A 12,918-nucleotide genomic window follows, 5' to 3' on the forward strand; every position below is an offset into this window, starting at 1 on the left:
ATTAAATAAACACTAGATATAGTATTTATTCATCATCTGCGGGAATAGAACTGTGGCTGATAATCAAGGGCCGGTCGTCACGATACACTAACAACCTGGCTAATTCCGCCTTTCCTCAAGACAAAAGGTAAATGCGAATCATGAGCATTATTATTTACAGTAAACCCGATTGTGTCCAGTGCAATGCGACCTATCGTGCCTTGGATAAACAGGGGATCGCTTATCAGGTGGTTGATTTAACAGAAGATATACAGGCATTAAATCACGTAAAATCCCTTGGCTATCAGCAGGTCCCGGTGGTTATTGCTGGTGATGACCATTGGTCCGGCTTCCGCCCCGATAAAATAAGCGCACTGGCTCAAGCTGTCGGTGCCTAATGAGGGCCATGGCATGAACCCGTTGGTCTATTTTTCCAGTTCTTCGGAGAACACCCATCGTTTTATCGGGAAGCTCGAACTCCCTGCAATCCGCATCCCTATTGCAGGGGGGCGGGAGAAACTACGGATCGAGCAACCCTATATTTTGTTAGTACCCAGTTATGGCGGCGGCAGCCCAGTCGGCACAGTGCCGATTCAGGTCATTCGGTTTCTCAATGATCCTCATAACCGTTCATTGATTCGCGGTGTCATTGCTGCGGGTAACACTAATTTTGGCGACGCCTACTGCCTGGCGGGGAAAATCATCTCCCAAAAATGTCAGGTGCCTTATCTGTATCGTTTTGAACTACTGGGTACAGTTGAAGATGTGGCAAACGTGCGCAAGGGAGTAACTGAATTTTGGCAACGACAAAACTGAAAATCACCGATCCATCCAGCAGCGAGCTTGATTATCACTCACTGAATGCGATGCTGAACCTCTATGATGCTGACGGGCGTATCCAGTTTGATAAAGATCGACTGGCAGCACGGCAATATTTCTTGCAACACGTCAATCAAAACACCGTGTTCTTCCATAATTTGCAGGAGAAACTCAACTACCTGATTGAGGAGGAATATTACGAGAAAGAGGTGCTGGATCAGTATGATTTCAGTTTTATCAAGAGCCTATTCCAGCAGGCTTATAGCAAAAAATTCCGTTTCCCCACCTTCCTTGGTGCGTTTAAGTATTACACCAGCTATACCCTGAAAACCTTTGATGGCAAACGCTATCTGGAGCGCTATGAGGATCGCGTTTGCATGGTTGCGCTGACACTGGCGGCGGGTAATCCACAATTGGCGCGGGAGTTGGTCGAAGAGATCATCTCTGGCCGCTTCCAACCCGCAACCCCGACCTTCCTCAATTGCGGTAAAAAGCAGCGCGGTGAACTGGTCTCCTGCTTCTTGCTGCGCATTGAAGACAATATGGAGTCCATTGGTCGCTCGATAAACTCGGCGCTGCAATTGTCTAAACGTGGCGGCGGTGTGGCTTTCCTCCTGAGCAATATTCGTGAAGTCGGTGCGCCCATCAAGCGGATTGAAAATCAGTCTTCTGGTGTCATTCCCATCATGAAAATGCTGGAAGATGCTTTCTCTTACGCCAATCAGCTAGGAGCGCGACAAGGCGCGGGGGCCGTCTATCTCCATGCCCATCATCCCGATATTTTGCGTTTTCTCGATACCAAACGGGAAAATGCCGATGAAAAAGTGCGTATTAAGACCCTGTCGCTGGGGGTGGTGATCCCTGATATTACCTTTGAACTGGCGAAGAATAATGAGGAGATGTACCTGTTTTCGCCTTATGACATAGAGCAGGTTTACGGTGTGCCGATGTCTGAAATCAGCATCAGCGAAAAATATCGTGAAATGGTCGATAACAAGCGCATCCGTAAAAGTAAGATCAAGGCGCGCGAGTTCTTCCAGATCCTGGCAGAGATCCAGTTTGAGTCCGGCTACCCCTATATGATGTTTGAAGATACGGTGAATCGCGCCAACCCGATCAAAGGCCGGATCAATATGAGCAATCTCTGCTCAGAGATCTTGCAGGTTAATTCACCTACCGAATATAACGACGACCTCAGTTACCGTCATATCGGCAAAGATATCTCCTGTAATCTGGGCTCGCTAAATATCGCCCACACCATGGATTCACCAGACTTTGGTAAATCCATTGAAACTGCTATTCGTGGATTAACGGCAGTCTCTGACATGAGTCATATTCGCTCAGTGCCTTCAATTGAAAAAGGCAATCAGGAGTCCCATGCCATTGGTCTTGGGCAGATGAACCTGCACGGTTATCTGGCGCGCGAACGTATTTTCTATGGCTCAGAAGAGGCGCTGGACTTCACCAATATCTACTTTTACACCGTGGTGTACCATGCGATCCGCGCATCTAATCTGCTGGCAATAGAACGCGGTTGCCACTTTAAGGGCTTCGACGAATCGGCTTACGCCTCAGGCAGCTATTTCACTAAATATGTGGAACAACGCTGGCAGCCGAAAACGGCCAAAGTACAAGCGCTGTTTGCCAACGCCGGTATTAGGATTCCCGACCAACAAGATTGGGTCGCACTGCGCCAATCTGTGATGGAGCACGGCATCTATAACCAGAACTTGCAGGCCGTGCCCCCTACCGGCTCAATTTCATATATCAATCATTCGACATCAAGCATTCACCCGATTGTCTCTCCGATTGAGATCCGCAAAGAAGGCAAGATTGGCCGCGTCTATTATCCCGCACCTTATATGACCAACGACAACCTTGAATATTATCAAGATGCCTATCAGATAGGGCCGGAGAAAATCATCGATACCTACGCCGAGGCAACTCAGCATGTCGATCAGGGGTTATCACTGACACTCTTCTTCCGCGATACCGCCACCACCCGCGATATTAACAAGGCGCAGATATATGCCTGGAAGAAAGGAATTAAAACTATTTATTACATCCGGCTGCGTCAGATGGCACTCGAAGGCACGGAAGTTGAAGGTTGTGTTTCCTGCTCGCTGTAAATGAATAAAATCGGGTTAATAAGGAAGTCATTATATGAACACAGTAAAACCGATAACACGCATCAGCGCCATCAATTGGAATAAAATTGAGGACGATAAAGATCTGGAAGTCTGGAACCGTTTGACGGCTAATTTCTGGCTGCCAGAAAAAGTCCCGTTATCCAATGATATTCCCTCTTGGGCAACACTTACCCCCAATGAGCAGCAGTTGACGATCCGTGTTTTTACTGGGCTAACCCTGCTGGATACCATTCAAAATACGCTGGGTGCACCGGCGCTGATTAAAGATGCCATTACCCCTCATGAGGAGGCGGTATTTTCGAATATCAGTTTTATGGAAGCGGTACATGCCCGCTCTTATAGCTCCATTTTTTCGACACTTTGCATGACATCTGATGTGGACGATGCCTATCGCTGGAGCGAGGAGAATGGCCCGCTACAAAAGAAAGCCGATATTATCCTTCAGCATTATCATAATGATGATCCGCTGAAGAAGAAGATTGCCAGTGTATTCTTGGAATCTTTCCTATTCTATTCCGGATTCTATTTGCCGATGTATTGGTCTAGCAGGGCAAAATTGACCAATACCGCTGACCTTATTCGGCTTATTATTCGCGACGAGGCAGTACATGGATATTATATCGGCTATAAATTCCAGAAAGGCTTGGAGAAAGTAGATAATAGCCGCCGTCAGGAAATAAAGAATTTCGCCTTCGATCTATTGCAAGACTTATATGATAATGAAGTGCGCTACACCGAAGACCTTTATGATAAGGTCGGCTGGACAGAAGATGTCAAAAAATTCCTGCACTATAATGCCAATAAAGCATTAATGAATTTAGGTTATGAAGCACTATTCCCCGCCAGCCAGGCAGCGGTCAGCCCGGCTATTTTGGCGGCATTATCGCCAAATGCGGATGAAAATCACGATTTCTTCTCTGGATCCGGCTCCTCTTATGTGATTGGCAAAGCGGTCAATACCGAAGATGAAGATTGGGATTTTTAAGCTTTCTCAGTCTTCATATCTCCCCCTTTACCAGAGCATAAAAAAAGAGAAATCAAGAGTAACAGGCAGCCATATTGAGGTTGCCTGTTTTTTCCCCACCATTGACGCCCTATTTCGCCCTAAAATCCCCCTATCAACTCCGCCCTGTTTTTTCCTGTTCAACGGCCAGAGTAAACAGCGAAATTTGAAATTATTCTCTCGCGATACTTTTGGTGACAGACCAGAGCATAAGGGGACTCAGCGCATCTCGTTGAGCGACAGAAATGCCCTATCAAAGTTGAAAATCATGTCCCATTCTGAGGTGAATTAGAGTCCGCGATCAGGAAGGATATAATCACTAATACGACCAAATAATATTAGCTATATATGAACCACATTCACACCGCTGAGGGACTAATTAGTCATCGGCCTCACCGATAATATTAGACATTTCATCACTACCAGAAAACCACAATATTAACGCATGTAAATCAATCATTCTAAAAGATATATATTGAGATAATGACCATTGCCAATTTGATTATAAGGACATTGAGGGTTGTCTCAGATTCTCACTGTGTTAGGGTATATGGCGCTCTATTTTTTCATCAGGATAACATCGATCGAATAAACATAATTCAAAATTGACAGAGGGATATACCAGCTGCATGGCAATTAAACTCGAAGTAAAGAATCTATATAAAATATTTGGTGAGCATCCCGAACGGGCTTTTAAACTGCTTGAATCAGGTAAGAATAAAGAGCAGATATTTGCTAAAACAGGTTTGTCCGTTGGCGTTAAAGATGCCAATCTGGCCATTGAAGAAGGCGAGATATTCGTCATCATGGGATTATCCGGTTCCGGTAAATCCACCCTGGTACGCCTTCTCAATCGTCTGATAGAACCTACGCGTGGCGAAGTACTGATCGACGGCGAAGATATTGCCAAAATATCGGATAGCGCCCTGCGCACGGTGAGGCGCAATAAGATCAGTATGGTCTTCCAATCCTTTGCATTAATGCCCCATTTGAATGTCCTCGACAATACCGCATTCGGCATGGAGTTGGCGGGCGTCCCTCAACAGGAACGCCATGAAAAAGCCATGGAAGCCTTGCGTCAGGTGAGTCTGGACAGCTACGCCTACTCTTATCCCGACGAGCTTTCCGGTGGGATGCGTCAACGTGTCGGCTTAGCCCGCGCCATGGCCAATAACCCCGACATCTTATTAATGGATGAGGCTTTTTCCGCCCTCGACCCACTCATCCGCACCGAGATGCAAGATGAGCTGGTCAAGTTACAAGCGAAACAGCAAAGAACCATCGTCTTTATCTCCCATGATCTGGATGAAGCCATGCGCATTGGTGATCGCATTGCCATTATGCAAGGCGGCGTAGTGGTACAAGTTGGCACCCCGGATGAGATCCTAAACAATCCGGCCAATGACTATGTGCGCACCTTCTTCCGTGGCGTTGATATCAGCCACGTCTTCAGCGCCAAGGATATTGCGCGCCGCCGCCCAGTCTCTTTGATCCGTAAAACACCGGGTTTCGGCCCGCGTTCAGCATTAAAACTGCTTCAGGATGAAGACCGCGATTACGGTTATGTGTTGGAACGCGGGCAGAAGTTTATTGGCGTGGTATCGATAGATTCACTGAAAAAAGCGTTGGCTGAAAACCAGTCGTTGGACAGTGCCTTACTGGCTGATCCCGCACCGGTTCCCGCAGACATGCCCCTCAGTGAGCTGATTTCACTGGTTGCACAAGCCCCTTGCGCGGTGCCTGTGGTCGGTGAAGACAACAGCTATATCGGTATTATTTCCAAGGCCATGCTGTTGCAGGCCCTAGATAAGGAGACGCCAAATGAGTGATCAAATCCAGATCAACGATCAAGCAGTCAGTAACCCTTGGGCTACGGATGCAGCGGCGTCGACTGCACCTGCTGTGACTAACACCGCCCCTCAGAGCCTGTCAGCCGCAGCTGACCCTTGGGGAGCCAGCATGGCCGAGGGTAGCCATGCCGCAGGGAGTGCCGGCCACGAGGCTGCCGCTCAGGCGGCACAGAGCCAAGTGGCAAATGCTGACTGGCTGAACAGCGCGCCAGCGGCGGCACCTGAACATTTCAGCTTAATGGACCCGTTCCACACCACGTGGTTGCCACTGGATTCATGGGTCACTCACGGCATTGACTGGGTCGTGCTGCACTTCCGCCCACTGTTCCAAGGCATTCGTGTGCCGGTCGACTTTATTCTCAGTGGCTTCCAGCACTTGCTGTTGGGTATGCCAGCACCGGTGGCGATTCTGGTCTTTGCCCTGATCGCCTGGCAGTTCTCCACCTTAGGGATGGGGGTAGCTACCCTGGTCTCACTGATCGCCATTGGCGCTATCGGCGCGTGGTCGCAAGCCATGGTGACACTGGCACTGGTTCTGACCTCGCTATTCTTCTGTATCCTTATCGGGCTACCGCTCGGGATATGGCTGGCGCGCAGTAATAATGCCGCACGTATCATTCGGCCCTTGCTGGATGCCATGCAGACCACACCAGCCTTCGTCTATCTGGTGCCGATCGTCATGCTATTTGGTATCGGTAACGTGCCGGGCGTGGTGGTCACCATTATCTTTGCGCTGCCACCGATTGTTCGCTTGACCATTCTGGGTATCAAACAGGTGCCGGAAGATCTTATCGAAGCCGCAGAGTCCTTTGGTGCCAATCCACGTCAATTGTTGTTCAAAGTACAACTGCCGCTGGCGATGCCAACCATCATGGCAGGTGTGAACCAGACCCTGATGCTGGCGCTGTCGATGGTGGTTATCGCTTCGATGATTGCCGTCGGCGGTTTAGGCCAGATGGTGCTGCGCGGTATTGGTCGCCTGGATATGGGGCTGGCCGCCGTCGGGGGAGTGGGTATCGTGATTCTGGCGATTATTCTTGACCGCCTGACCCAATCATTAGGCCGCGATCGCCGCAGTAAAGGCGTTGGCCGCTGGTATGCCACCGGCCCTATCGGGCTATTCACCAAACCATTTCGTAACAGCAAGTAATTTTAAATAATTACACTCAATATCATACCCAAAGTCATTGGCGCTGCGGCAAGGCAGCAAGCGAGTAAATCCCAATGAGCTTACATAAGTAAGTGATTCGGGTGCGCGAGTGCCGCGAACACAGCAGCAGCGTCAAGGACGAAGGGAATAAGGGGAAAATTATGCGTATGACAGGAATCTGGGCCTTAACTCTCACCACACTGATCAGCACTCAGTTATCCGCCGCAGAATTACCGGGTAAAGGCGTTAGCGTCCAACCGCTGCAAAGCACCATTTCGGAAGAGACTTTCCAGACCTCACTCGTTAATAAGGCGCTGGAGAAGCTCGGTTACGATGTCCAGCCAACCAAAGAGGTTGACTACAATGTCGCCTACGCTTCCATTGCCGCAGGTGATGCCACCTATCTGGCAGTCAACTGGGAACCACTGCATAACGACCAGTACGCCGCCGCAGGTGGTGATGCCAAGTTTTATCGTCAGGGTAACTATATCGAAGGGCTGGCGCAGGGCTATTTGATCGACAAAAAAACCGCCGATAAATACCACATCACCAATATTGAGCAGTTAAAAGATCCGAAAATCGCCAAATTGTTTGATGCCAATAATGATGGCAAAGCCGACTTAACCGGCTGTAACCCCGGTTGGGGCTGTGAAGCGCCGATTAATCATCAAATCAAAGCTTACGGCCTGAGCGACACCGTGACCCATAATCAGGGTAACTATGCCGCCATGATTGCCGATACCATCACCCGCTACAAAGAAGGTAAACCGATTCTTTATTACACTTGGACCCCCTATTGGGTCAGTGATGTCTTAGTGCCGGGGCGTGATGTGGTGTGGTTGCAGGTGCCGTTCTCTTCCCTGCCAGATAAAACTATCAACACCCAGCTTTCCAATGGCGCGAACTACGGCTATCCACCGAGTGTGATGCATATCGTCGCCAACAAAAAATGGGCTGAAGCCAATCCGGCTGCCGCTAAACTGTTCTCTGTCATGAAAATATCGATTAATGATGTGAATGCTCAGAACATGCGGATGCATGCCGGTGAATCATCAGATGCCGATATCGAACGCCATGTGAACGGCTGGATTCAGGCGCATCAGGCCACCTTTGATGGCTGGGTGAACACCGCCGCACAAGCGGGTAATGCTGCACAATAATTAATGTGAAACAGATACTTTCGGGTATCTGTTTTTTTATCCGTCGAAAGTCTTGTTCGGTTCAGATGATAGAAGGGGTATGAACGGAGATTGAATACAACGAAGCCCTGAGTTATTTCTAACTCAGGGCTGCTGAATGTTGGCGGTGCGGACGGGACTCGAACCCGCGACCCCCGGCGTGACAGGCCGGTATTCTAACCGACTGAACTACCGCACCACGCTGCTGTTCCGGTTAAGAACGAGACGGATATTACGTATCGAAGGTAATGGCGTCAACATTTTTTCCTGCAAAATAAGCTGTTTGCACAGTTTTTCGTCTGGGTGTCGTTTTATTCTGCGTTTGTGCTCTCTTCCGATTCAAGCGGCATTCGCCACAAACAGCTACCGCCCTTTTTCATCACTAAATCGAGGCGCGATTCATGGGCCGCCAATTCATCCTCAGCGGCATAAATAATTTTCAGCCCAGATGCTGGGCGGGTAATGCGCTGAATGTCGTCGGAAGCGTCATTCTGTGACTGATCACCCTCCATTGAGAAAGTGAGCGACGTCTGGCCGCCGGTCATCGCCAGATAGACTTCTGACAGAATTTCGGCATCGAGTAACGCGCCGTGCAATGTTCGCTTGGTATTATCGATCAGGTAGCGATCACACAGAGCATCGAGGTTATTGCGCTTGCCGGGGAACAGACGACGCGCCATTAACAGGCTATCGGTGATGGTACAGAAGGTCTCCGTTTTCGGAATATCCTGCTGCAACATGCGGAACTCATGATCCATAAAGCCGATATCAAACGCCGCGTTATGGATGATTAATTCTGCACCACGGATAAACTCGAGAAACTCAGGTGCAATATCAGCAAATGTCGGCTTATCCGCCAAAAACTCATCGCTAATACCGTGAACACCATAGGCCTCGGGATCAACCAGACGGTCGGGTTTCACATACACATGGAAGTTTCTGCCGGTCAGACGGCGGTTGATCACTTCAACTGCGCCGATCTCAATAATCCGATGGCCTTCATAATGAACGCCCAGCTTATTCATACCGGTGGTTTCAGTATCCAGAACAATCTGTCTGGTCGGTGTAACGATCATATTGCCAGTGCTCATAGCGCTCGTTTATGTCAGACTTAACGTTTAAACAGATAGGAAGAGTCTACCAGAGATGACTAAACAGGTAGAGATTTTCACCGACGGATCTTGCCTTGGCAATCCGGGACCCGGTGGTTACGGCGCAATCTTGCGTTACAAGCAGCATGAAAGAACCTTTAGTGCAGGTTACTATTTGACCACTAACAACCGCATGGAGCTGATGGCTGCCATCGTCGCGCTTGAGGCTCTGACCTCGCCTTGTGAAGTGACGCTCAGCACGGATAGCCAGTATGTACGCCAAGGTATCACTCAGTGGATTCACAACTGGAAAAAACGTGGTTGGAAAACAACCGACCGCAAACCGGTACGCAATGTGGATTTGTGGCAGCGTCTGGATCTGGCGATCCAAACCCATACCGTGCAATGGGAATGGGTAAAAGGCCATGCGGGCCACCCGGAAAACGAACGTTGCGATGAACTGGCCCGCCAGGGTGCGAACTCACCGACGTTAGAGGATACTGGCTATATCCCTAATTAATACGTTGCCGCTAAATCAGGGCTGATCACGATAGCTTTTGGTCGCACCAACGGCGCGGCTGAACCAAGGTTTACGCGCCCCGAATTTCATCGGATTGAAGGTCAGTGGAATGGTGCGTTTACGGGCGACAATCAGGCTGACGCAACCTAACGCTGGCAAGTGGGTGCTAATAAAGCGCCCACCCTCTTTATGCCAGGGTAAAACGTGGAAACGCGACAGATGCAAAACTTCATAATTCAGCAGACTCAGCCAATCCAGTAAACGCATTTGGGTAAACATACGGCTAACATAGGGCTGCCGCAGGCGTAATACTGGGATCAATTTCCCTGCTCCCAGCATACTCATTGGATTAAAATTACTAATAACCAGCCAACCGTCGTCGATAAGCACCCGATCCACCTCACGTAAAATACGGTGTGGATCAGCGGCATAAGCTAAAGTGTGAGACAGTAAACAGGCATCCACGGATTTTTCGGCAAAAGGTAACTGGTACGGGCTGGCGAACACTTGCATGTTTTTGCCTCTTTCCCCCACATTCACCTGATGGGAGATAGCACATTTATCGCTGGCAATTTCGGCACTCAAATGGCCTATTTTCAGCAAATGGAAACCAAAGAATTTAGGCCACCAAGGCTGCAACTGTTGCTCAATTGCCGTGCGATAATACTCTCCCCAAGGTAACTCAGCCCAGGATGCGGGCGCATCAATCTTTCGGCGTGTTTGCGCTGGTTTCATGTTTCTACCCAATAGATTTCAAGGTGCGGGAAGGCGGCAAGCAAGTGGATCCCGATGAACTTACACAAGTAAGCGAGGCCCATAGATGGGCCGGGTCGCGAGAGTAGCCAACACACCTGCAATTTGAAAGATGACGGGTATATTATCTTCTTTCAAGCTATTGCCAACAAAAGGGTACCCCATGAATCTTATCAGCATTCCGGCATTTCAAGACAATTACATTTGGCTATTGGCAGATCAACAAAAACAGTGCGTTATTGTTGATCCGGGCGAATCCGCTCCAATGCTGGCAGCGTTGAGTCAAGGCCAATATAGCCCTCAGGCCATCTTACTCACTCATCACCACCACGATCACGTCGGCGGTGTTGCTGATTTATGTCGTCATTTCCCCAACATTCCCGTCTATGGACCACAGGAAACAGCGAACAAAGGCGCGACAATTATTGTTAATGGGGGTGATAACCTGACAATTGGCGAGCAAAACTACCATGTTATTGCTGTGCCCGGCCATACCCTCGGGCACATTGCATACTACAGCGAACCTTATCTTTTCTGTGGTGATACCCTCTTCTCTGCTGGCTGCGGCAGGTTATTCGAAGGCACGCCAGAGCAAATGTACACGTCAATTCAACAGCTCGCGCAGCTCCCTGACGAAACCTTAATTTGCAGCGCGCATGAATATACTCTCTCAAATCTTAAGTTTGCCCGTTCCCTTCTGCCATCAGATCAAGATATAGCTACATATCAACAACAAATCATGCAATTACGGGCAAAAAACCTACCCAGCCTACCTACAAAATTGCAATTTGAGCGGAAAATTAATGTTTTTTTACGTTGCAATGACGTTGATTTACAAAGAGAAATAGGCGTAATCTCTCCACCAAGCTCACTTGTCTCAGTTTTTTCCGAATTACGCGCCCGTAAAGACCGCTTCTGAGCTTTTAGTTGTGTTTTTTGTCGAAGCAAAGTATGATTGGTCGTCTTTTAAGCAACTACATTGACACACACATGAAGACCAAAGCGATATTACTCGCCTCAGTCTTGCTTGTTGGGTGCCAGACGTCCAAGACGGATGTGAAGGCCCCCGTACAGCATGCACAGAGTTTGTCTTCGGCAGGTCAAGAGAGTGAAGCAGGAGAGTACACAAATAGCGCCCGAGTGGGCAGCGCGCGATGGCTGGATAGTGAAAGTGGCCTCGCGCAGCAGGATTTGTGGAACTTCATTAGCGACGAGCTGAAGATGAAGGTTCCGGAAAATTCCCGGATCCGTGAACAGAAGCAAAAATACTTAAAAAATAAGAGCTATCTCCACGATGTAACATTACGGGCAGAGCCGTACATGTACCTGATAGTCGAGCAGATTAAGAAACGTAAGATGCCGATGGAGCTGGTACTGCTACCCATAGTGGAGAGCGCTTTTGACCCTCACGCGACATCATCCGCCAACGCCGCAGGGCTATGGCAGATAGTACCGAGTACAGGTCGAAATTATGGCTTAAAACAGAACCAATGGTATGACGGCCGCAGAGATGTGGTTGCTTCAACCAAAGCAGCGCTTGATATGATGGAGCGCCTGAACAAGATGTTTGACGGTGACTGGCTATTAACAGTTGCTGCTTATAACAGCGGTGAAGGCAGAGTCATGCAAGCGGTGAAAGCCAATAAGGCAAAGGGTAAACCGACGAACTTTTGGGCATTGTCGCTTCCTCGTGAAACGTCAATTTATGTGCCAAAAATGCTGGCCTTGGGCGATCTAATCAAGAACAGCAAAAAGTACGGTATAACCTTACCTGAACCCGACAAAGACCGTGCATTGGCGCGTGTTGATGTTGGTCAGCAGATACAGCTAACTCAGGCGGCTGAGATGGCGGGGATGTCACTGACAAAGTTGAAATCCTTTAACTCTGGGTATAAGCGCAATGTAACAGCACCTGATGGACATGGTCCTCGTTATATTATGTTGCCGAAAGCCCATGCTGAGCAGCTTAAAGATTCATTGGCAGATACTGATATTGCCGCAGTTCAACCCACTAAACTGGCGCAGAACAGCACAAAATCAGCATCAAGTTCGCAGTATAAAGTTCGCCCCGGCGATACCTTATCTACGATTGCCAAGCGATTGAATATCAAGACCAGCGATTTGCAGAGTTGGAACAACTTACGTGCCAAGAGCACCTTAAAAGTTGGGCAAACCCTGCAACTGGCAAGCAATACAACCAGCAACAGCATCACCTATCAAGTTCGTAAAGGTGATTCTTTTGCCAGTATTGCCAAGCGTCACGGTGTAGACACCAACGATGTGATGCGATGGAATTCGGTAGTCAGCAAAGCTAATAATTTACAGCCAGGCTTAAAATTGACGTTGTTCGTTGACGGCAAATCGACCCCGGATACGTAGAGCTAGAATCGCGATTAAAGCTGTTAAAAGCACCCTTCGGGGTGCT

At 48.8% G+C, this 12,918-nt stretch carries 12 protein-coding genes and 1 tRNA gene; 10 read left to right on the forward strand and 3 right to left on the reverse strand.

Annotated elements, in window-relative coordinates; genetic code table 11:
- Positions 1-140: 140 nt before the first annotated feature.
- From ACZ76_RS04380 to proX, 7 genes are all read left to right on the forward strand, one after another.
- On the forward strand, positions 141-377 hold the full coding sequence (locus ACZ76_RS04380; protein ID WP_048617168.1) for a redoxin NrdH: 237 nt from the start codon (positions 141-143) through the stop codon (positions 375-377).
- Between the two features lie 13 nt (positions 378-390).
- Positions 391-795 (forward strand): class Ib ribonucleoside-diphosphate reductase assembly flavoprotein NrdI, encoded by a 405-nt coding sequence (gene nrdI / locus ACZ76_RS04385; protein WP_048617170.1) that lies wholly within the window; start codon positions 391-393, stop codon positions 793-795.
- Complete coding sequence (nrdE, locus tag ACZ76_RS04390) at positions 777-2,927, forward strand: class 1b ribonucleoside-diphosphate reductase subunit alpha (protein ID WP_048617172.1); 2,151 nt, start codon at positions 777-779, stop codon at positions 2,925-2,927. The genes nrdI and nrdE overlap by 19 nt, the downstream gene beginning before the upstream one ends.
- Positions 2,928-2,961: 34 nt before the next feature.
- Positions 2,962-3,933, forward strand: coding sequence for a class 1b ribonucleoside-diphosphate reductase subunit beta (gene nrdF / locus ACZ76_RS04395; RefSeq protein WP_048617174.1), 972 nt, complete (start codon positions 2,962-2,964; stop codon positions 3,931-3,933).
- Between the two features lie 647 nt (positions 3,934-4,580).
- Positions 4,581-5,780, forward strand: coding sequence for a glycine betaine/L-proline ABC transporter ATP-binding protein ProV (proV, locus tag ACZ76_RS04400; protein ID WP_005275920.1), 1,200 nt, complete (start codon positions 4,581-4,583; stop codon positions 5,778-5,780).
- Positions 5,773-6,951: a glycine betaine/L-proline ABC transporter permease ProW gene (gene proW, locus ACZ76_RS04405; protein ID WP_048617176.1), complete on the forward strand. Its 1,179-nt coding sequence runs from the start codon at positions 5,773-5,775 to the stop codon at positions 6,949-6,951. Before proV ends, proW begins: the two co-directional genes overlap by 8 nt.
- 161 nt (positions 6,952-7,112) lie before the next feature.
- On the forward strand, positions 7,113-8,111 hold the full coding sequence (proX, locus tag ACZ76_RS04410; protein WP_048617178.1) for a glycine betaine/L-proline ABC transporter substrate-binding protein ProX: 999 nt from the start codon (positions 7,113-7,115) through the stop codon (positions 8,109-8,111).
- A gap of 140 nt (positions 8,112-8,251) precedes the next feature.
- Here the strand turns inward: proX and ACZ76_RS04415 are convergent.
- Together ACZ76_RS04415 and dnaQ are read right to left on the reverse strand one after the other, a co-directional pair.
- A tRNA-Asp gene (locus ACZ76_RS04415) sits at positions 8,252-8,328 on the reverse strand.
- A gap of 112 nt (positions 8,329-8,440) precedes the next feature.
- Positions 8,441-9,205 (reverse strand): DNA polymerase III subunit epsilon, encoded by a 765-nt coding sequence (gene dnaQ / locus ACZ76_RS04420; protein ID WP_048620182.1) that lies wholly within the window; start codon positions 9,203-9,205, stop codon positions 8,441-8,443.
- Positions 9,206-9,275: 70 nt separating this feature from the next.
- Between dnaQ and rnhA the strand changes: the two genes are divergently transcribed.
- Complete coding sequence (gene rnhA, locus ACZ76_RS04425) at positions 9,276-9,740, forward strand: ribonuclease HI (RefSeq protein WP_005275904.1); 465 nt, start codon at positions 9,276-9,278, stop codon at positions 9,738-9,740.
- 15 nt (positions 9,741-9,755) lie between these two features.
- Here the strand turns inward: rnhA and ACZ76_RS04430 are convergent, their stop codons facing one another.
- Positions 9,756-10,475 (reverse strand): class I SAM-dependent methyltransferase, encoded by a 720-nt coding sequence (locus ACZ76_RS04430; protein ID WP_048617181.1) that lies wholly within the window; start codon positions 10,473-10,475, stop codon positions 9,756-9,758.
- Positions 10,476-10,656: 181 nt separating this feature from the next.
- On the opposite strand from ACZ76_RS04430, the gene gloB reads away from it, so the two are divergent.
- On the forward strand, positions 10,657-11,412 hold the full coding sequence (gene gloB / locus ACZ76_RS04435) for a hydroxyacylglutathione hydrolase (protein WP_048617183.1): 756 nt from the start codon (positions 10,657-10,659) through the stop codon (positions 11,410-11,412).
- Between the two features lie 71 nt (positions 11,413-11,483).
- Positions 11,484-12,872 (forward strand): murein transglycosylase D, encoded by a 1,389-nt coding sequence (gene mltD, locus ACZ76_RS04440; RefSeq protein WP_071840467.1) that lies wholly within the window; start codon positions 11,484-11,486, stop codon positions 12,870-12,872.
- The last annotated feature ends 46 nt before the right edge of the window (positions 12,873-12,918 follow it).

Source organism: Yersinia aleksiciae, from assembly GCF_001047675.1.
Classification (GTDB): Bacteria; Pseudomonadota; Gammaproteobacteria; order Enterobacterales; family Enterobacteriaceae; genus Yersinia; species Yersinia aleksiciae.